Below are 21,047 nucleotides of genomic sequence, written 5' to 3'. Positions count from 1 at the left end.
TGTTTAAGTTAAGACCTGGGCTGAGCAGGTTGATCACCGCTTGCGGCTTGCTGTTTGTTATCCGCGGTAATTTCCTGCACTTTAACCTGTGCGCCAGGACGTACTTTTTGCAGCCCGCTGACGACTACGCGGTCGCCCGCTTTCAATCCGTCAGTCACCAGCCACTTATCGCCGATCGCCTGGCTTGCGACGATTTGGCGGGTTTCCACTTTGTTATCAGCGCCAACCACCAGCACCGTGGCATCGCCGCGTGGAGTACGGGTAACGCCCTGTTGTGGAACCAGTAATGCCGTCGGTTTTGTCCCTTCCTGCAGACGTGCGCGAACGAACATTCCTGGCAATAAGGTGTGATCCGGGTTAGGGAAGATGGCGCGCAAAGTAATAGACCCGGTGCTTTGGTCAACGGTCACGTCGGAGAATTCAAGCGTACCGGACTGCGGGAATTTGATACCGTCGCTGGTCACCAGATCGACCTTCGCTTTGCCGTTTTCCTGCTTCAGCGAACCATTTGCCAGCTCCTGCTTCAGGCGCAGGAAATCATTGCTGGACTGGGTCACATCGACATAAATAGGGTCCAGCTGCTGCACTGTCGCCAGCGCCGACGCCTGACCGTTCTGTACCAGCGCGCCTTCCGTTACGGACGACTTACCAATACGACCGCTAATCGGCGAGGTGACTTTGGTATACGCCAGGTTGATACGTGCGGTTTCAACGGCGGCTTTTGCTGCGACAACGGCGGCAGTCGCTTGTTGTGCGTCAGCCAGCGCCTGATCGTATTCCTGCTTACTGATGTACTGCGTACCCAGCAGCTTTTGATAACGCTTCACCGTCAGTTCAGCGATATTCGCGGCGGCCTGCGCTTTTGCCAGATCGCCCTTAGCGCTGTCGTAAGTCGCCTGGTAGGTCGCAGGATCAATCTGATAGAGAGAGACTCCCGCTTCGATATCACTTCCCTCAACGAAATTACGCTTCAGGATAATGCCGCTTACCTGTGGGCGAACTTCGGCGATACGGTAAGCAACGGTACGACCCGGAAGTTCAGTTGTGATTTGCAGTGGTTCCGTTTTTAGTGTGACAACTCCAACTTCTGGCATCTGCTGGCCGCCTTGCTGGTCCTGTTTGTCGTCACATCCTGTTAGCGCTAAGCTGCCTGAGAGCATCAGAACGACCGCCAGAGGCGTTAACCCTCTGTTTTTGTTCATATGTAAACCTCGAGTGTCCGATTTCAAATTGGTCAATGGTCAAAGGTCCTTAAACCCATTGCTGCGTTTATATTATCGTCGTGCTATGGTACATACATCCATAAATGTATGTAAATCTAACGCCTGTAAATTCACCGACATATGGCACGAAAAACCAAACAACAAGCGCTGGAGACACGACAACACATCCTGGATGTGGCCCTGCGTTTGTTCTCGCAGCAAGGCGTATCAGCAACCTCGCTGGCGGAGATTGCGAACGCTGCTGGCGTGACGCGCGGCGCAATCTATTGGCATTTCAAAAATAAGTCGGATTTATTCAGTGAGATCTGGGAGCTATCAGAATCCAATATTGGTGAGCTTGAGATTGAGTATCAGGCAAAATTCCCCGACGATCCACTATCTGTATTAAGAGAAATTTTAGTTCATATTCTTGAAGCTACTGTAACAGAAGAACGACGCCGCTTATTGATGGAGATTATATTCCATAAATGTGAGTTTGTCGGAGAAATGGTTGTGGTTCAACAGGCGCAACGTAGCCTTTGTCTGGAAAGTTACGATCGGATTGAACAAACGTTAAAACATTGTATTAATGCTAAAATGCTGCCTGAAAATCTGCTGACCCGTCGTGCGGCGATACTGATGCGCAGCTTTATTTCAGGGCTCATGGAAAACTGGTTATTTGCTCCGCAATCGTTTGATTTAAAAAAAGAAGCTCGCGCCTACGTCACGATCCTGCTGGAGATGTATCAATTGTGTCCGACGCTGCGCGCGTCGACGGTCAACGGCTCCCCCTGATAATATTCCAGGAAAACTCCTGGACATTTTCTGTGTCGCTATTCTGTTTGTTACAGGCGTGATATTCTTGCGACTCAATTATTTCCGGTCTGCTTGCCGGTTCAGACACTTCATTCTCATGACTATGTTGCAGCTTTATAAACGTTCACAGCATTTTGTTTTTATTACAATTAGCGTCCTTATTATCCTGCTGTCCTGTCAGCCTCTGGCATTTGCCCGGGGGCAAACGAATGGCGACCTGCCGTCAAAAGCGGATGTGCAAAACCAGCTGGATACGCTGAATAAGCAAAAAGATCTCTCCGCCCAGGATAAGCTCGTCCAGCAGGACCTTATTGATACGTTAGCTACGCTGGATAAAATCGAGCGGGTGAAAGAGGAGACCGTACAGCTACGGCAGAAGGTGGCGCAGGCGCCTGAAAAAATGCGTCAGGCGACGGCTGCGTTGAATGCGCTGAGCGACGTCGATAATGATGATGAAATGCGAAAAACGCTGAGTGCGCTTTCGCTACGTCAGCTTGAGCTGCGCGTGGCGCAGGTACTGGATGATTTGCAAAATTCGCAAAACGATCTTGCCGCTTATAACAGCCAGCTTGTTTCGCTACAGACCCAGCCTGAGCGCGTGCAAAACGCCATGTATACCGCCTCACAGCAAATACAGCAAATCCGTAACCGTCTGGACGGCAATAACGTCGGCGAAGCCGCGCTTCGCCCCAGCCAACAGGTGTTATTACAGGCACAACAGGCGCTGCTTAATGCGCAGATCGACCAGCAACGTAAGAGTCTTGAAGGAAATACCGTTTTGCAGGACACCCTGCAAAAACAGCGGGATTACGTGACGGCCAACAGTAATCGCCTTGAACATCAGCTTCAACTTTTACAGGAGGCGGTCAACAGCAAACGACTTACGCTAACGGAAAAAACGGCCCAGGAGGCCATTTCGCCGGACGAAACGGCGCGTATCCAGGCGAACCCGCTGGTAAAACAGGAACTGGATATTAACCATCAACTCAGCCAGCGTCTGATTGTCGCGACCGAAAACGGCAATATGTTGATGCAGCAAAACATTAAAGTAAAAAACTGGCTCGATCGCGCGCTGCAGTCGGAAAGAAATATCAAAGAACAGATTGCCGTCTTAAAAGGCAGCCTGTTGCTGTCGCGTATTCTTTATCAACAGCAGCAAACCCTGCCCTCCGCCGACGAACTCGAAGATATGACCAACCGTATTGCGGATTTGCGTCTGGAGCAGTTTGAAATCAACCAGCAGCGTGATGCCTTATTCCAAAGCGATGCCTTTGTCGACAAGCTGGAGGAGGGGCATACCAGCGAGGTAAATGATGAAGTTCATGATGCGTTGCTTCAGGTGGTGGAGATGCGCCGTGAGCTATTGGATCAGCTAAATAAACAGTTGGGTAACCAGCTGATGATGGCGATTAACCTGCAAGTTAACCAGCAGCAGTTGATGAGCGTCTCGAAAAATCTGAAAGCCATTCTGACGCAGCAGATTTTTTGGGTGAACAGTAACCGCCCTATGGACTGGGACTGGCTTAAAGCGTTCCCCCAAACGTTAAAAGAGCAATTCAGCGCCATGAAAATCACGGTGAACTGGCAAAAAGCCTGGCCCGCGGTATTTATTGCTTTTTTGGCCGGGTTGCCGCTCTTGCTCATCGCCGGTTTAATCCGCTGGCGTCTGAAATGGTTAAAAGCGTATCAACAGAAGCTGGCCGCCGCCGTGGGATCGCTGCGTAACGATAGTCAACTCAATACGCCAAAAGCTATTCTGATCGATCTGATCCGCGCGCTGCCGGTGTGTCTGATTATCCTCGCGCTTGGACTGATCCTGCTGACCATGCAGCTAAATATCAGCGATCTGCTCTGGGCCTTTAGTAAAAAGCTCGCAATGTTCTGGCTGGTCTTTGGGCTGTGCTGGAAGGTGCTGGAAAAAGAGGGCGTGGCGATACGCCATTTTGGTATGCCAGCGCAGTTGACCAGCCACTGGCGTCGCCAGATTGTACGCATTAGCCTCGCATTGCTGCCGCTGCACTTTTGGTCTGTGGTGGCGGAGTTGTCGCCGCTGAATCTGATGGATGACGTGCTGGGGCAGGCGGTTATTTTCCTCAATCTGCTGGTCATAACATTGCTGGTGTGGCCACTGTGCCGGGAAAGCTGGCGCGATAAAGAATCTCACGGCATTCGACTGGTGACCGTGACGATTCTTTCCATTATTCCGGTGGCGTTAATGGTATTAACGGCGACCGGCTATTTCTATACCACGCTGCGCCTGGCGGGGCGCTGGATTGAAACCGTCTATCTGGTCATTATCTGGAACCTGCTTTATCAAACGGTGCTGCGCGGGTTAAGCGTAGCGGCGCGCCGGATTGCCTGGCGACGCGCGCTGGCTCGTCGTCAGAACCTGGTAAAAGAGGGAGCGGAAGGCGCGGAGCCACAGGAAGAACCCGCCATCGCGTTGGAGCAGATTAACCAGCAAACATTACGTATCACGATGCTGCTAATGCTTGCCCTGTTCGGCGTTATGTTCTGGGCGATTTGGTCCGATTTGATCACCGTATTCAGCTATCTTGATAGCATCACGCTGTGGCACTACAACGGCTCCGAAGCTGGCGCTGCGGTGGTGAAAAGCGTGACGATGGGCAGTTTGCTATTCGCCATTATTGCCGCGATGGTGGCCTGGGCGCTCATCCGCAACTTACCCGGCCTGTTGGAAGTGCTGGTGCTTTCACGCCTGAATATGCGCCAGGGGGCTTCGTATGCGATCACCACGATCCTTAACTACGTCATTATCGCTGTTGGCGCGATGACAGTATTCGGATCGCTCGGCGTCTCGTGGGATAAACTCCAGTGGCTGGCGGCGGCGTTGTCGGTGGGTCTCGGTTTTGGGCTACAGGAGATCTTCGGTAACTTTGTCTCGGGTTTAATCATCCTCTTCGAACGTCCGGTACGCATTGGCGATACGGTAACGATCGGCACCTATTCCGGCACGGTCAGTAAGATTCGTATTCGCGCCACCACTATTACCGATTTTGATCGTAAAGAAGTGATCATTCCGAACAAAGCATTCGTAACGGAGCGGCTGATTAACTGGTCCCTCTCCGATACCACGACCCGTCTGGTTATCCGGCTTGGCGTGGCTTATGGCTCGGATCTGGAGAAAGTGAAAAGAGTCTTGCTACAGGCGGCGATGGAGCATCCGAAGGTGATGCACGATCCGGAACCTGCCGTATTCTTCACCACCTTTGGCGCCAGCACTCTGGATCATGAACTGCGTCTGTACGTGCGTGAATTGCGCGATCGTAGCCATACGGTGGATGAACTGAACCGCGCGATCGATCGACTGTGCCGTGAAAATGATATCAATATCGCCTTTAACCAGCTTGAGGTGCATCTGCATAACGCGAAGGGTGACGAAGTCACTGAAGTGAAGCGCGATCTCAACGGCGGCGATCTGGCGCCTACGGCAAGCTAAAAGGCGGTGGGCCGCGCGCTTTATGAGTGCGCGCGGCGCCGCTAATGCGAAAGCGTAGAAAGCTCTTCCGGCGTAATGCCAGTGACGCTGGCGATGAGCCCGGGTTCCAGCCCGTTGGCAAGCATTTTGCGGGCAATAGCGCGCGCTTCGGCCTCTCGGCCTTGTGCTAACCCTTGCTCAAGGCCTTTTTGCAACCCTTCCGTTCGGCCTTTTTCTTCCAGCCATTCCGCTATTGTCATCAGTTGTTCCTTATACTGCGGCGCGCCCTGCGCCAGTTGACGAATTAGCGCCCCGGGTTCTGCGGCGTTTCCTGCTTTCAACATATAGTTGATCAGCACACTGAGCTGCGTGTCCGTCAAATGATCCTGCGTTAAAAGCGTGATAAGGGGGTCGAGCAGTTCGCTTAAATCGCGTTGACGAATATGTTTTTGCAGGAGCTCTAACATCGCTATCCGCCGATGCTGCAAAAGCTGATTATCCGGCATTGTCGTCAGGTCGACCAGCGCAAATTCGCGGCTGTATAAGGCCTTCGCCATATCCGGTTTCACAAACATATTATGCCAGTTAAGGCTATAGGGCCACGGGCTTTCCGGACCGTGATAAAAAAGGATTGGCACCACCAGCGGCAAGGTATCATGACCAGCATCCAGATGACGCTGCATGGCGGCAATGGCGTACCGCATCAGGCGAAAAGCCATCAGCCGGTCTGATTTGCTCTGATGTTCAATGAGCGCGTAAACATACCCGGGGCCGTGTTGGGTATGCAGAGAGTAGAGAATATCTGAATAGCGGCTGCGTAAATTGTCTTCAACAAAACTCCCCGACTCCAGCTTCAGTGAATCCAGATCGCAGATTGCAAGAAAGTCTTCTGGCATGTGGAGAGCCAGAAAGTCGCGGGCGACCTCTTTTTGCATCAGCATTTGTCGAAATACCGCATCGTGCGGCGTGGTGGGTAGACGTTCCATGACCCATCCCTTGTTGCCTGACTGTAGCGACCACTCTGTCAGCGACAACGAGGACAAACCAGAGGGCAATTACTCTGTTTGCGAGTCGTCTTCCGTACTTTTTAACTTGTTTTCATAATCTCGCATAACTATTTCCAGCGCGCGTAGCACCGTTCGTGCCGGTAAGCGATTCTCTTCAAGCAGCACAATTAAATCCACGGCCAGTTTGACTTCATCAGGGGCATTTTCAAGCGACATACTTTCTCCAGGATTAACGGGTTAAACGCGCCAGTACGTTTTCTATTTTCTCCAGCGCATGTCGGCAGCGCGCCAGCCGTCCTTCATAGATCTCGACTTCCTTTTGCAGCGTTTGTTGTTCGACAAGGCCGGTCGCCTGCGCCAGACGAATTTTGCGCTCCTGTGTCATCGCCAGTAGTCGACGTTCAAACTCCTGATGCTGTATTCGTCTGCGCTGCCAACGGCCAAGCCCTGGCGCGGCGGCGTCCCACTGGCGCAGCGACCAGGCGGCGGTTTCACGCGATATCGCCTCCAGTTGCGAAGCCAGATGTTCCGCCAGCCAGGCGACTTGCGGCAGTTGCTCATGTTTTACCGCCTGACGCAACGCGGCGAGATTGGCGTCAGCCTCTTCCAGATATCCCTGCAACAGAGTACTGCGGGTACGGAAAAGATGTCGGTCAAAGCGCGCGCTTAACGTCGCATGTTGCGCCAGCGGCGCGCAGCGTTGGCGTAGCGTCGCCAGCCTCTCTTCCAGCGTCTGTAACAGCATAGCGGTTTTCAATTCAACACCCCGATGAAAATAAGACAGGCTGTGCTACAGTAGCCTTCTGTTTGATAACGATTCGCATTATGCAACGTACTATTTTAATCATCATTGGCTGGCTGGCGGTAGTATTAGGGACATTGGGCGTGGTTTTGCCCCTGTTGCCGACTACGCCGTTCATTTTACTGGCGGCCTGGTGTTTCGCCCGCTCGTCGCCGCGTTTCCATGCCTGGTTGTTATACCGCTCATGGTTTGGCGGTTATCTGCGCCACTGGCAGCGCTATCGGGCCATGCCGCCGGGAGCGAAACCGCGAGCGATCGCGTTGATATTGCTGACCTTTGGTATCTCGCTGTGGCTGGTGAATATGATGTGGGTGCGGGTGCTGCTGTTGGTTATTTTGGCCTGTCTGCTGATTTTTATGTGGCGGATACCGGTGATTGATGAAAAGCAACAAAAGCGCTGAAGCACACGAATCGCTGTTGCAATTGTCGTTCACAGCCAGTAAATTCGACCGTTTTCGAGCACAGGCGCAGGCGGTCAAAGAGTAACCGAGCGTTACCCCTGACCGAAAAGTATTGCGCCGTGAGTAACACCGTACTTAGCAGGCATATATCCATGACCGCGACTGCACAGCAGCTTGAGTTTCTCAAAAACAGCATCAAAAGCATTCAGGATTACCCGAAACCGGGCATTCTTTTCCGTGATGTCACCAGCTTACTGGAAGACCCGAAAGCCTACGCGCTCAGTATTGAACTGTTGGTTGAGCGTTATAAAAATGCGGGTATCACCAAAGTGGTCGGCACCGAAGCGCGTGGCTTCCTGTTTGGCGCGCCGGTTGCGCTTGGGCTGGGCGTTGGTTTTGTTCCGGTACGTAAACCGCGCAAATTACCGCGTGAAACTATTGCCGAGACCTATGAATTAGAGTACGGCACCGATCAGCTGGAAATCCATGTCGACGCGATTAAACCTGGCGACAACGTGCTGGTCGTGGACGATCTGCTGGCGACTGGCGGCACCATTGAGGCGACCGTGAAGCTGATCCGTCGTCTGGGCGGGAAAGTCACCGATGCGGCGTTCATCATCAATTTGTTCGATCTAGGCGGCGAGCAGCGTCTGGAAAAGCAGGGGATTACCTGTTACAGCCTGGTGCCGTTTCCAGGGCATTGATTCAGGCTATCCACACTGCTATTTTAGCCAGAGAGACAACCTCGCTGTATCGGCGAGGTTGTGTTAGCATTACCCTTCTATGAATCCACCTTCCAGCGTTTCAGAGCCTGCCAATGAGTTATCAGGTCTTAGCCAGAAAATGGCGCCCACAAACCTTTGCTGACGTCGTCGGCCAGGAACATGTGCTGACCGCACTGGCGAACGGCTTGTCGTTAGGGCGCATTCATCACGCATATCTTTTTTCCGGCACGCGCGGCGTCGGTAAAACCTCTATCGCCCGACTGCTGGCGAAGGGGCTGAACTGCGAAACCGGTATTACCGCGACGCCGTGCGGCGTTTGCGATAACTGTCGGGAAATTGAGCAGGGGCGTTTTGTCGATCTCATTGAGATTGACGCCGCATCGCGTACCAAAGTCGAAGACACCCGCGACCTGCTGGATAACGTCCAGTACGCGCCTGCGCGCGGTCGCTTTAAAGTCTATCTGATCGATGAAGTCCACATGCTGTCGCGCCACAGCTTTAATGCGCTACTTAAAACGCTTGAAGAGCCGCCAGCGCATGTGAAATTTTTACTGGCGACCACCGATCCGCAGAAGCTGCCGGTGACCATTTTGTCGCGCTGCCTACAGTTTCATCTCAAAGCGCTGGATGTTGAACAGATTCGCCATCAGCTTGAGCATATTCTTAATGAGGAACATATCGCTCACGAACCCCGCGCGTTGCAGTTGTTATCACGTGCGGCTGACGGCAGCCTGCGCGATGCATTAAGTCTGACTGACCAGGCGATCGCCAGCGGCGACGGGCAGGTTTCGACGCAGGCGGTAAGCGCCATGCTCGGTACGCTGGACGACGACCAGGCTTTGTCATTAGTCGAGGCGGTGGTTGACGCTAACGGCGAACGCGTCATGTCGCTTATCAACGAGGCGGCGGCGCGCGGTATTGAATGGGAAGCGCTGCTGGTCGAAATGCTTAGCCTGCTGCACCGTATTGCGATGGTGCAACTTTCGCCTGCCGCGTTAGGCAGCGATAGGGCGGCTATCGAGCAACGGATGCGCGAACTTGCCCGGACGGTGCCTCCCGGCGATCTTCAGCTCTACTATCAGACGTTGTTGATTGGTCGCAAAGAATTGCCCTGGGCGCCGGACCGGCGGATGGGCGTTGAAATGACGTTACTGCGTGCGCTGGCGTTTCACCCGCGTATGCCCTTGCCGGAGCCTGAAACGCCGCGGCAGTCTTTTGCACCCGTGGCCCCAACGGCGGTAATGACGCCGCCGCAGCTGCAGCAGCCGTCGGTGCCCGCGCCGCAGACATCGCCAGCGCCGCTGCCGGCGTCTACCAGTCAGGTGCTGGCGGCGCGCAATCAGCTACAGCGCGCGCAGGGAGTAACCAAAACAAAAAAGAGTGAACCGGCAGCCGCATCCCGCGCGCGGCCGGTGAATAACTCTGCGCTGGAGCGGCTGGCCTCGGTTTCGGAGCGCGTACAGGCTCGCCCGGCGCCGTCTGCGCTGGAAACGGCGCCAGTAAAGAAAGAGGCTTATCGCTGGAAGGCCACCACGCCGGTAGTGCAAACCAAAGAAGTGGTGGCTACGCCAAAAGCGCTTAAGAAAGCTCTGGAGCATGAAAAAACGCCGGAGCTGGCGGCTAAACTGGCGGCGGAAGCGATTGAGCGCGATCCGTGGGCGGCGCAGGTAAGCCAGCTTTCTTTGCCTAAGCTGGTGGAGCAGGTGGCGCTTAATGCCTGGAAGGAGCAGAACGGCAACGCGGTTTGTCTGCATCTGCGCTCGACGCAGCGGCACCTCAATTCCAGCGGCGCGCAGCAAAAGCTGGCGCAAGCGCTCAGCGATCTGACGGGAACGACGGTTGAACTGACCATCGTTGAAGATGATAATCCCGCGGTGCGTACGCCGCTGGAATGGCGTCAGGCCATTTATGAAGAGAAACTCGCGCAAGCGCGTGAGTCAATTATTGCGGATAATAACATTCAGACGCTGCGTCGATTCTTCGACGCCGAGCTGGATGAAGAGAGTATCCGCCCCATTTGATCGTAAGCCCGGCTTGCGATTGTGAACCATCAAGAGAGAGAGCTTATGTTTGGAAAAGGCGGTCTGGGCAATCTGATGAAACAGGCCCAGCAGATGCAGGAAAAAATGCAGAAAATGCAGGAAGAGATTGCGCAGCTGGAAGTGACCGGCGAATCCGGCGCGGGTCTGGTGAAGGTTACCATCAACGGCGCGCATAACTGCCGCCGCGTGGAAATTGACCCAAGCCTGCTGGAAGATGACAAAGAGATGCTGGAAGATCTGGTCGCTGCGGCCTTCAACGATGCGGCGCGCCGCATTGAAGAGACGCAAAAAGAGAAGATGGCTTCCGTCTCTTCCGGTATGCAACTGCCGCCAGGCTTTAAGATGCCATTCTGATGCAAACCAGTCCGCTGTTAACTCAGCTTATGGAAGCGTTGCGCTGCCTTCCGGGCGTTGGCCCTAAGTCGGCGCAGCGGATGGCGTTTACCCTGTTGCAGCGCGATCGCAGCGGCGGAATGCGCCTGGCGCAGGCGCTGACCCGGGCGATGTCGGAAATCGGCCACTGCGCCGACTGCCGCACCTTTACCGAGCAGGAGGTTTGTAATATCTGCTCGAACCCGCGGCGTCAGGAAAACGGCCAGATTTGCGTGGTGGAGAGTCCTGCGGATATCTACGCCATTGAGCAGACCGGGCAATTTTCCGGGCGGTATTTCGTGCTGATGGGCCACCTGTCGCCGCTGGACGGCATCGGGCCGGATGATATCGGTCTCGATCGTCTGGAACAGCGGCTGGCGTCAGAAAAAATCAGTGAGCTGATCCTCGCGACCAACCCGACGGTTGAAGGGGAGGCTACCGCGAACTATATTGCCGAGCTGTGCGCGGAGGCCGGCGTCGAAGCCAGTCGTATCGCCCACGGCGTGCCGGTTGGCGGCGAACTGGAGATGGTCGACGGTACGACGCTGTCCCACTCGCTGGCGGGACGCCATAAGATTATTTTCTGAACAAACGGAGGCGGCATTCGCGGCCTCCGCTTGAAATCACACCCGCTTGTCCCCATCTCACCCTCAACGTATTTTTACCATTAAAAATGGCATTGTTGAGGTCTATCCACATGAAAGGACAAGAAACGCGTGGTTTTCAGTCAGAAGTTAAACAACTTCTGCACCTGATGATCCATTCTCTTTATTCCAATAAAGAAATCTTCCTGCGTGAACTCATCTCTAACGCCTCAGATGCGGCGGACAAGCTGCGTTTCCGCGCTCTGTCAAACCCGGACCTGTATGAAGGAGATGGCGAGCTGCGTGTGCGCGTCTCTTTCGATAAAGATAAGCGTACGTTGACCATTGCCGATAACGGCGTGGGGATGAATCGTGATGAGGTGATTGACCACTTAGGCACCATTGCCAAGTCCGGCACCAAATCTTTCCTCGAATCAATGGGGTCCGATCAGGCGAAAGATAGCCAGCTCATTGGTCAGTTTGGCGTAGGCTTCTACTCCGCGTTTATTGTGGCCGATAAAGTGACCGTACGTACTCGTGCGGCAGGCGACAAGCCGGAAAATGGCGTGTTCTGGGAATCGGCAGGCGAAGGCGAATACACCGTTGCCGATATCACCAAAAATGACCGTGGTACGGAAATCACCTTACACCTGCGTGAAGGCGAAGATGAATTCCTTGATGACTGGCGCGTACGCTCAATTATCAGTAAATATTCCGATCACATCGCATTGCCGGTAGAGATTGAAAAACGGGAAGAAAAAGACGGCGAAACCGTGATTTCCTGGGAGAAAATCAACAAGGCTCAGGCGTTGTGGACCCGCAACAAGTCGGAAATTAAAGACGACGAGTACAACGAGTTTTACAAGCACATCGCGCATGATTTCACCGATCCGCTGACCTGGAGCCACAACCGCGTGGAAGGTAAGCAGGAGTACACCAGCCTGCTGTATATCCCGACGCAGGCGCCGTGGGATCTGTGGAACCGCGATCACAAACATGGTCTGAAGCTGTACGTACAGCGCGTGTTCATTATGGACGATGCCGAGCAGTTCATGCCGAACTATCTGCGTTTCGTGCGCGGCCTGATTGATTCTAATGACCTGCCGTTGAACGTCTCCCGTGAAATCCTGCAGGACAGCACGGTAACGCGTAATCTGCGTAGCGCTCTGACCAAACGCGTCCTGCAAATGCTGGAAAAACTGGCGAAAGATGACGCGGAAAAATACCAAACCTTCTGGAAACAGTTCGGTCTGGTGTTGAAAGAAGGCCCGGCGGAAGATCACGCCAACCAGGAAGCGATCGCTAAACTGTTGCGCTTTGCCTCCACCCATACGGACTCTTCCGCCCAGACCGTGTCGCTGGAAGATTACGTCTCCCGGATGAAAGAAGGGCAGGAAAAAATCTACTACATCACCGCAGACAGCTATGCGGCGGCGAAAAACAGCCCGCACCTGGAACTGCTGCGTAAGAAAGGCATCGAAGTGCTGCTGCTCTCCGATCGCATCGACGAGTGGATGATGAACTACCTGACCGAGTTTGACGGTAAAGCATTCCAGTCGGTCGCTAAAGCCGATGAGTCCATCGAAAAACTGGCGGATGAAGTCGACGAAAATGCGAAAGAAGCGGAAAAGGCGCTTGAGCCGTTCGTGGAGCGTGTCAAAACCCTGCTGGGCGATCGCGTGAAAGAGGTGCGTCTGACGCACCGTTTAACCGACACGCCGGCGATTGTCACCACCGATGCGGATGAAATGAGCACCCAGATGGCGAAACTGTTCGCCGCGGCCGGTCAGTCCGTGCCGGAAGTGAAATACATCTTTGAGCTCAATCCGGATCATGTGCTGGTTAAACGCACTGCCGATACCGAGGATGAAGCGCAGTTTAAAGAGTGGGTCGAGCTGCTGCTGGATCAGGCGCTGTTCGCTGAACGCGGTACGCTGGAAGATCCGAACCAGTTTATCCGCCGTATGAACCAGTTGCTGGTGTCCTGATAACGCTCATCTGATTGCCGGATAGCGACGCGAAGCATCTTATCCGGCCTACGGACTGGTACTGTTTGTAGGCCGGATAAGCGCCAGCGCCATCCGGCATTTTTTATAATACCTTCTCTTTTCTGGATTTCTCTTCGTTAACCGTTTCAGCATCAGGCGGCTTCCTTGAGCGAAATGCGTGATGGTGGTATCGTTTAGCGCTTTTTAAAAAATATCGACAACCTTTGAGGGGATTTTCGTAATGCGTATTATTCTGCTTGGCGCTCCGGGCGCGGGTAAAGGAACTCAGGCTCAGTTCATCATGGAGAAATATGGTATTCCGCAAATCTCCACTGGCGATATGCTGCGCGCCGCAGTGAAATCAGGCTCCGAGTTGGGCAAACAGGCGAAAGATATCATGGACGCCGGTAAACTGGTGACCGATGAACTGGTGATTGCGCTGGTTAAAGAGCGTATCGCCCAGGAAGACTGCCGTAACGGTTTTCTGCTGGACGGTTTCCCGCGCACGATCCCGCAGGCTGACGCGATGAAAGAAGCGGGTATTGTCGTGGATTACGTGCTGGAATTCGACGTACCGGACGAACTGATCGTTGACCGTATTGTGGGTCGTCGCGTACACGCCGCCTCTGGCCGCGTTTACCACGTAAAGTTTAATCCGCCGAAAGTGGAAGGCAAAGATGACGTCACCGGCGAAGATCTGACCACCCGTAAAGACGATCAGGAAGAGACCGTTCGCAAACGTCTGGTGGAATATCATCAGATGACCGCGCCGCTGATTGGCTACTACCAGAAAGAAGCGGAAGCGGGCAACACCAAATACGCTAAAGTTGACGGTACGCAGGCCGTTGCCGACGTGCGCGCAGCGCTGGAAAAAATCCTCGGTTAATTTTTTCGCGTAGTGAACCGCTTATCAGGCCTGCTGTTATCCCACAGGTCTGATAAGCGTAACGCCATCAGGCAATCGGTGCCGGATGGCGGCCTGAACGCCTTATCCGGCCTGCTGGTATCGTTAGCGCCATTCGGCAAATTCTCGTCTTACCTCTCGCAGCAATTAGTTCTTCTTTATCGCTTTTCCGCTACAATTATCAACAATTTGAATAGATAAGAGGCGGCAATGCGTCAGACGAAAACCGGTATCCTGCTGGCTAACCTTGGCACGCCAGATGCCCCAACTCCTGAAGCGGTAAAGCGCTACCTGAAACAATTTTTAAGCGACAGACGCGTGGTGGATACTCCTCGTCTGCTGTGGTGGCCGCTGCTGCGTGGCGTTATTTTACCGCTGCGTTCGCCGCGCGTCGCGAAACTCTATCAATCTATCTGGATGGATGGCGGTTCGCCGCTCATGGTATATAGCCGCGAACAGCAACAGGCGCTGGCCGCGCGGTTGCCAGACACGCCCGTCGCGCTGGGGATGAGCTACGGCTCGCCCTCGCTGGAAAGCGCTGTCGATGAACTGTTAGCAAGCGACGTCGACCATATCGTCGTGCTGCCGTTGTACCCGCAATACTCTTGCTCAACGGTGGGCGCAGTCTGGGACGAACTGGGGCGGATACTGGCGCGTAAACGTCGTATTCCCGGTATCTCATTTATTCGCGATTACGCGGATGACGGCGCTTATATCGATGCGCTGGCGAAAAGCGCGCGTGAGTCGTTCGCCAGACACGGCGAGCCGGATTTACTTCTGCTCTCCTATCACGGCATTCCACAACGTTATGCGGATGAAGGCGATGACTACCCGCAGCGCTGTCGCGATACCACGCGCGAACTGGTTTCCGCATTGGGACTGCCGCCGGAAAAGGTAATGATGACGTTCCAGTCGCGCTTTGGCCGTGAACCGTGGCTGACGCCGTACACCGATGAAACGCTAAAAATGTTGGGTGAAAAGGGGACTGGCCATATTCAGGTCATGTGTCCGGGATTTGCCGCGGATTGTCTGGAGACGCTGGAAGAGATAGCGGAACAGAACCGCGAGATTTTCCTTGAAGCGGGCGGTAAAAAATATGCGTACATTCCGGCGCTGAACGCGACGCCGGAACATATTGATATGATGCTGAAACTCACGGCGCCGTACCGTTAACGCGGTGTCTTCATCCTCGCCATAAAGAATCGCGCGCCGTCCTGCAAGGCATCGTCGGCGATTGTCATCATTCGCGAATAGTGCAGGAAGGCGTGCAGTGTGCCGGGATACATTTTGTATTCGCAGGGCTGCTGGTGCGCCTGTAATGTCTGGTGCAGCAAGCGGCTGTCATCAATGAGCGGATCAAACTCCGCGCTGGCAATAAAGCAGGGCGGCACATCCCGCGTGAGATCATTATTAAACAGACAATACCAGGGCGATTCCCGATCTTCATCGTTACGCAGATAGGCCTTTTCGTACATGTCCAGATCTTCACGCGTCAGGCCGTCCCATGCGCCGCCGAACAGACGGCGGCTTACCGAGTCCTGCAACCCATACAGCCCATACCACAACAGAATCGCGATAACGTTACCGCAGCGAATGTGCTTATCACGTAGCCAGAGCGCGCTGGCAAGCGCCAGCATGGCGCCTGCGGAATCCCCGGCGAAACCGATTTTCTCCACGTTGAGCGAGTATTCATCGGCATGTTGAGAGAAGTAGCTGCATACCGCGACGGTTTCTTCAATGGCCTGTGGATAACGCGCTTGCGGCGACAGCGAATAATCAATGCCGATCACGGTGCAGCCGGTATAACGCGCCAGCAGACGCATTATCCGGTCATGCGTATCCAGGTTACCGAGGATAAATCCGCCGCCGTGCAGATAGTATAAGGTGGCCTGGCTGGTCGGCTGCGGCGAGTAGAGCCGGGTTGTTACATCGCCATAAGGCGTAGGGACGACGCAGGTGCGGGTGGTCATGGACGGCGCGTCGGCATTCCAGAAACGGCGCTCAAGAAGATAATACTGACGCTGGGTCTCAATATCGCCATCGGCAGGCCAGGGGGGAAGGCCTGGTTGCTGGAAGTTTACGACGGCTTTCATTTCGTCAGACAGTCGGGTGAGTACGGGAATTTTATTTTCCGGCTTCATAAAACGCTCCTTGTGAAAGTGAACCATTGTAAAAAACGCGGCTGGAGAAACTGCGATCTCGTCGTCCGATATTGAAACGCCATCGTCCGTCGCGCGCAGCAGGGGGAATGTGCTACCATGCAGCGCTCCGTTATTCATCCGTAAGCACAATCATGAAATTTCCCGGTAAACGTAAATCCAAACACTATTTTCCCGTCAATGCGCGTGACCCGTTGTTGCAACAAATTCAGCCAGAACAGGAAACCAACGCCTCCTGGGTCGTCGGTATCGACCAGACGTTGGTGGATATTGAGGCGAAAGTGGATGACGATTTTATTACACGCTATGGATTAAGCGCCGGGCATTCTCTGGTGATAGAAGACGAGGTGGCGGAGAAGCTGTATCAGGAACTGACGCGGGAAAATCTGATCACCCATCAGTTTGCTGGCGGCACCATAGGCAATACGATGCACAATTACTCGGTACTGGCGGATGACCGTTCGGTGTTACTGGGCGTGATGTGCAGCAACATTGAGATTGGCAGCTACGCTTATCGCTACCTGTGTAATACTTCCAGCCGTACCGACCTGAATTATCTGCAAGCGGTAGATGGCCCGATTGGCCGCTGTTTCACGCTGATTGGCGAATCCGGCGAGCGTACCTTCGCTATCAGCCCCGGCCATATGAATCAGCTACGGGCGGAAAGTATTCCGGAAGCGGTGATCGCTGGCGCTTCTGCGCTGGTGTTGACCTCATATCTGGTGCGCTGTAAGCCTGGCGAACCGATGCCTGACGCGACGATGAAAGCGATCGAATACGCGAAAAAGCATAACGTGCCGGTTGTCATGACGCTGGGCACCAAATTTGTGATCGCCGATAATCCGCAGTGGTGGCAGGCGTTTCTCAAAGAGAATGTCTCGATTCTGGCAATGAATGAAGAAGAAGCGGAAGCGCTGACCGGCGAAAACGACCCGCTGCTGGCGGCGGATAAGGCGCTGGACTGGGTCGACCTGGTGTTATGCACCGCCGGACCGATAGGGTTATATATGGCGGGCTTCACCGAAGAGGAAGCAAAACGTAAAACCCAGCATCCGCTGCTGCCGGGGGCTATTGCTGAATTTAACCAGTATGAATTTAGCCGGGCAATGCGCCATAAAGATTGTATTAATCCGCTACGCGTTTATTCGCATATTGCGCCGTATATGGGCGGGCCGGAAAAAATCATGAACACCAACGGCGCGGGCGATGGCGCGCTGGCGGCGCTGCTGCACGATATTACGGCGAACAGTTACCATCGTAGCAACGTACCGAACTCCAGTAAGCACAAATTCACCTGGCTGACCTATTCGTCGCTGGCGCAGGTGTGTAAATATGCTAACCGTGTCAGTTATCAGGTACTGAACCAGCATTCTCCGCGTCTGACACGCGGGCTGCCGGAGCGTGAGGACAGCCTGGAAGAGTCGTACTGGGATCGCTAATCTGTCTTGCCCGATGGCGCTGCGCGCATCGGGCCGCCCGGCAAACCCTTAACTGGCGACGACTTCACCCGCGGGCGGCGTTTCAAGCAGTTCCAGCATCGCCCGGGCAATTTCTCGCTCGCCCATCACTACCTGATTAGCTCCCCGCTCGGTAATATATTTCACTTCATCATCATAGTGCGCGCGGGCGATTATCTCGATATCAGGACTTTTTTCCCGCGCTGAGGCGACAATCTCACCGGCTTCGTAACCGTTGGGGATGGTCAATAACAGCCAGCGAGCGCAGTCCAGATGCGCCAGATTCATGATTTCTTCGTTAGCAGCGTTGCCCAGCACGGCGCGAATCCCGCGTTCGCGCAGTTCATCCACGCGGGTACGGGACGTTTCGATAACCACCAGCGGAATCCCCGCCGCCAGTAATTTTTCTCCCAGCAGACTGCCTACGCGGCCAAAACCCACCAGCAGGGCATGATTACAGATATCCACCGGAATTTGCTTCTCTTCTTCGATAGCCTCTTCCAGAGTTTGCTCTTCCAGCGTTTCGGTTTTCGCCAGATACTTCTCCAGCAGGGTAAACAGTACGGGATTAAGCATAATCGACAAAATAGCGCCTGCCAGCACCAGGTTCTGTCCCGCCTGCGGCAGCAGGTTGAGCGCCATGCCGAGTCCGGCGAGAATAAAGGCGAACTCACCGATTTGCGCCAGGCTGGCGGCAATGGTCAGCGCGGTTCGCGGCGAGTGGCCGAACATACGCACCAGGAAAAACGCAGCGATCGATTTACCAAAGACGATAATGGCAAGCGTCGCCAACACCGCCAGCGGCTGTTGAATCAAGACTAACGGATCGAACAACATGCCGACGGAAACAAAAAACAGGACGGCAAAGGCGTCGCGCAGCGGCAACGTATCGTGCGCCGCCCGGTGACTCAGTTCCGACTCATTAAGTACCATTCCAGCGAAGAACGCGCCCAGCGCAAAAGAGACGTCAAACAGTTCTACCGCGCCAAACGCAATGCCTAACGCCAGCGCCAGTACGGAAAGGGTAAATAATTCGCGCGAGCCGGTGGCGGCGCTGCGGGCCATAATCCACGGCACCAGGCGGCGTCCGACCAGCATCATGATGGCGATAAACGCCACCACTTTACCAATGGTTATCCCCATATCGACTGCCAGCGAGGCTATGCCGACATCGCCTTTTTCCACCATGCCGGCAACGGCGGGCAGCAAGACCAGCGTCAGCACCATCACCAGATCTTCGACAATCAGCCAGCCGATGGCGATTTGCCCGCGCTGGCTATCAAGGAGTTGTCGCTCCTCAAGCGCGCGCAGCAGGACGACGGTACTGGCGGTAGACAGACAAAGCCCAAAAACGATGCCGGTCATTAATGACCATCCCAGCACGGCGGAAAGCGCCATACCCAGCAATGTCGCCACCGCTATCTGAGCGACAGCGCCGGGAATGGCGATAGACTTTACCGCCATCAAATCCTTCAGCGAAAAATGCAGCCCGACGCCGAACATCAATAGAATCACGCCGAGCTCCGCCAGCTCCGGCGCCAGTTTGGTATCCGCAACAAAACCCGGGGTAAAAGGTCCCGCCAGAACGCCCGCTAACAGATATCCCACCAGTGGAGAAATACGCAATTTGTTGGCAATCATGCCGAGAATAAAAGCGAGCACAAGGCCGCCGACAATGGTGGTGATAAGCGGGGTAGCGTGATGCATTCCGTCTCCTTTGGTTGCTGGACTCCAAAACTCCGGGTAATAGTTTATGACAATTTCAATCAGGATGTTTATAAAAAATGGTTGTGTTTTATAAAAAGATACGATCTGAAGGCAAAAAGAGCACGGAACGTAAAAGTGATAAGTATGAGATGGACAAAGCAAGATGGCATCAGGATGTACAGGCGGTTAAAGCGTACCTTTAACCGCCATAAAATCACGCTTTATGTCGATTATCAGGTAAGAATATGGTCAGTATCCCCAGAAGCGGCAGGAAAGCACAGATTTTATAAACTAAATAGATACTGGTATGGTCGGCAATCAGCCCCAGCACCGCTGCGCCCAGGCCTCCCATCCCGAAGGCAAACCCGAAAAACAGGCCGGAAACCATACCGATGCGTCCTGGCAGCAGCTCCTGGGCATACACCAGAATGGCGGAAAACGCCGACGCGAGAATAAAGCCGATAATCACCGTTAAAATCCCCGTCCAGTACAGCGTGGCGTAGGGTAAAACAAGGGTAAACGGCGCGACGCCGAGAATAGAGCCCCAAATCACATATTTCCTGCCGATTTTGTCGCCCACCGGCCCGCCGATAACCGTCCCAGCAGCCACCGCAAACAGGAAGGCAAACAGATGGAGCTGCGCGTTTTGTATTGATAATCCGAATTTTTGCATCAGATAAAAGGTGTAATAGCTACTAATGCTCGCCATATAGAAATATTTCGAGAAAATGAGTAGCAATAACACGCTGACCGCCAGCACGACTTTATTGCGCGGCAGCGGGTTAGCGATTATCGCTTTTGGCTTACCTTTCGCTATCCGGTGCTGGGCGGCATACCAGCGGCTGATCTGCGCCAGCACCACGATCGCCAGCAGCGCGGCCAGCACAAACCAGGCGACATTCCCTTTGCCATAGGGCGCGATAATCACGGCGGCCAGCAGCGGGCCCAACGAACTGCCGAAGTTACCGCCGACCTGGAAGATAGACTGCGCCAGACCATGACGTCCGCCGGAGGCCATGCGCGCCACGCGGGATGATTCCGGGTGAAAAACGGACGAGCCGGTACCCACCAGCGCCGCAGCGAGCAATACGCCGCCAAAACTTCCCGCCATTGCCAGCAGTACCAGCCCGCTCAGGGTAAAACACATGCCGACAGGCAGCGACCACGGCATGGGATACTTATCCGTCCAGTAGCCGACGACCGGTTGCAGTAGCGATGAGGCGAGCTGGAACGTCAGGGTGATCAAACCTATCTGGACGAAAGTCAGTGAGAACTCCGCCTGCAACAGGGGATAAATGGCTAAGATTAGCGACTGGATCATATCGTTCAGCAGATGGGAAAGACTGATCGCGCCCAAAATACCAAACGAAGTACGTGCTTTAGCGGCCGCTGCGGGCGCGCCGGCTAACGGCTGGGTTGGTTCACTCATGGCCATAGAAAGT

18 protein-coding genes and 1 other annotated feature are annotated in these 21,047 nt (G+C 54.2%); of the genes, 11 read left to right on the top strand and 7 right to left on the bottom strand.

Going from position 1 to position 21,047, the window contains the following annotated elements:
- Positions 1-8 precede the first annotated feature (8 nt).
- Complete coding sequence (gene acrA, locus NA330_RS11620; protein WP_001039199.1) at positions 9-1,202, bottom strand: multidrug efflux RND transporter periplasmic adaptor subunit AcrA; 1,194 nt, start codon at positions 1,200-1,202, stop codon at positions 9-11.
- Between the two features lie 141 nt (positions 1,203-1,343).
- On the opposite strand from acrA, the gene acrR reads away from it, so the two are divergent.
- Together acrR and mscK are read left to right on the top strand one after the other, a co-directional pair.
- Positions 1,344-1,997: a multidrug efflux transporter transcriptional repressor AcrR gene (acrR, locus tag NA330_RS11615; RefSeq protein ID WP_000101755.1), complete on the top strand. Its 654-nt coding sequence runs from the start codon at positions 1,344-1,346 to the stop codon at positions 1,995-1,997.
- A 118-nt stretch (positions 1,998-2,115) separates the two neighbouring features.
- Positions 2,116-5,478, top strand: a complete 3,363-nt coding sequence (gene mscK, locus NA330_RS11610; protein WP_023241807.1) for a mechanosensitive channel MscK — start codon at positions 2,116-2,118, stop codon at positions 5,476-5,478.
- A 41-nt stretch (positions 5,479-5,519) separates the two neighbouring features.
- Here mscK and NA330_RS11605 read toward each other — a convergent pair whose 3' ends face one another.
- From NA330_RS11605 to priC, 3 genes are all read right to left on the bottom strand, one after another.
- Positions 5,520-6,443, bottom strand: coding sequence for an Rpn family recombination-promoting nuclease/putative transposase (locus tag NA330_RS11605; protein WP_000440527.1), 924 nt, complete (start codon positions 6,441-6,443; stop codon positions 5,520-5,522).
- 69 nt (positions 6,444-6,512) lie between these two features.
- Positions 6,513-6,680 carry a pleiotropic regulatory protein RsmS gene (gene rsmS / locus NA330_RS11600; protein ID WP_000051161.1) on the bottom strand — a complete coding sequence of 56 codons (168 nt, stop codon included), beginning with the start codon at positions 6,678-6,680 and terminating at the stop codon, positions 6,513-6,515.
- Between the two features lie 13 nt (positions 6,681-6,693).
- A complete protein-coding gene (gene priC, locus NA330_RS11595) occupies positions 6,694-7,221 on the bottom strand; it encodes a primosomal replication protein N'' (protein ID WP_001575715.1) in 528 nt (175 codons plus the stop codon).
- Between the two features lie 68 nt (positions 7,222-7,289).
- Here priC and NA330_RS11590 point away from each other — a divergent pair, with 68 nt between their 5' ends.
- From NA330_RS11590 to hemH, 8 genes are all read left to right on the top strand, one after another.
- Positions 7,290-7,667: a DUF454 family protein gene (locus tag NA330_RS11590; protein ID WP_001189860.1), complete on the top strand. Its 378-nt coding sequence runs from the start codon at positions 7,290-7,292 to the stop codon at positions 7,665-7,667.
- 152 nt (positions 7,668-7,819) lie between these two features.
- A complete protein-coding gene (apt, locus tag NA330_RS11585) occupies positions 7,820-8,371 on the top strand; it encodes an adenine phosphoribosyltransferase (protein ID WP_000127350.1) in 552 nt (183 codons plus the stop codon).
- A gap of 113 nt (positions 8,372-8,484) precedes the next feature.
- Complete coding sequence (gene dnaX, locus NA330_RS11580; protein WP_023241808.1) at positions 8,485-10,413, top strand: DNA polymerase III subunit gamma/tau; 1,929 nt, start codon at positions 8,485-8,487, stop codon at positions 10,411-10,413.
- Positions 9,746-9,810 (top strand) — a sequence feature (DnaX frameshifting element). Its footprint overlaps the gene before it by 65 nt.
- A 45-nt stretch (positions 10,414-10,458) precedes the next feature.
- The gene (locus NA330_RS11575; protein ID WP_000467098.1) at positions 10,459-10,788 is read left to right on the top strand and encodes a YbaB/EbfC family nucleoid-associated protein; all 330 of its coding nucleotides are present in this window, start codon (positions 10,459-10,461) and stop codon (positions 10,786-10,788) included.
- Entirely contained in the window at positions 10,788-11,393 is a 606-nt protein-coding gene (gene recR / locus NA330_RS11570; protein WP_023194514.1) for a recombination mediator RecR, read from the top strand. The genes NA330_RS11575 and recR overlap by 1 nt, the downstream gene beginning before the upstream one ends.
- 110 nt (positions 11,394-11,503) lie before the next feature.
- A complete protein-coding gene (htpG, locus tag NA330_RS11565) occupies positions 11,504-13,378 on the top strand; it encodes a molecular chaperone HtpG (RefSeq protein ID WP_023241810.1) in 1,875 nt (624 codons plus the stop codon).
- A 241-nt stretch (positions 13,379-13,619) separates the two neighbouring features.
- The gene (gene adk / locus NA330_RS11560) at positions 13,620-14,264 is read left to right on the top strand and encodes an adenylate kinase (protein ID WP_001220237.1); all 645 of its coding nucleotides are present in this window, start codon (positions 13,620-13,622) and stop codon (positions 14,262-14,264) included.
- 228 nt (positions 14,265-14,492) lie between these two features.
- Positions 14,493-15,455 (top strand): ferrochelatase, encoded by a 963-nt coding sequence (gene hemH, locus NA330_RS11555; RefSeq protein ID WP_023195374.1) that lies wholly within the window; start codon positions 14,493-14,495, stop codon positions 15,453-15,455.
- Here the strand turns inward: hemH and aes are convergent.
- Positions 15,452-16,423: an acetyl esterase gene (gene aes, locus NA330_RS11550; RefSeq protein ID WP_001748996.1), complete on the bottom strand. Its 972-nt coding sequence runs from the start codon at positions 16,421-16,423 to the stop codon at positions 15,452-15,454. The two genes, hemH and aes, sit on opposite strands and share 4 nt — an antisense overlap.
- A 152-nt stretch (positions 16,424-16,575) precedes the next feature.
- On the opposite strand from aes, the gene gsk reads away from it, so the two are divergent.
- Complete coding sequence (gene gsk / locus NA330_RS11545; protein ID WP_000671592.1) at positions 16,576-17,880, top strand: inosine/guanosine kinase; 1,305 nt, start codon at positions 16,576-16,578, stop codon at positions 17,878-17,880.
- Between the two features lie 48 nt (positions 17,881-17,928).
- On the opposite strand, the gene ybaL is transcribed toward gsk, so the two are convergent.
- Both ybaL and NA330_RS11535 read right to left on the bottom strand, forming a co-directional pair.
- Positions 17,929-19,605 (bottom strand): YbaL family putative K(+) efflux transporter, encoded by a 1,677-nt coding sequence (gene ybaL / locus NA330_RS11540; RefSeq protein ID WP_000546202.1) that lies wholly within the window; start codon positions 19,603-19,605, stop codon positions 17,929-17,931.
- Between the two features lie 214 nt (positions 19,606-19,819).
- Positions 19,820-21,040, bottom strand: coding sequence for an MFS transporter (locus tag NA330_RS11535; protein WP_001251593.1), 1,221 nt, complete (start codon positions 21,038-21,040; stop codon positions 19,820-19,822).
- Positions 21,041-21,047: the final 7 nt, after the last annotated feature.

It is taken from the genome of Salmonella sp. NW722 (genome assembly GCF_051702785.1).
GTDB classification, from domain to species: Bacteria; Pseudomonadota; Gammaproteobacteria; order Enterobacterales; family Enterobacteriaceae; genus Salmonella; species Salmonella enterica.
This window is presented reverse-complemented; position numbering and strand designations above follow the sequence as displayed.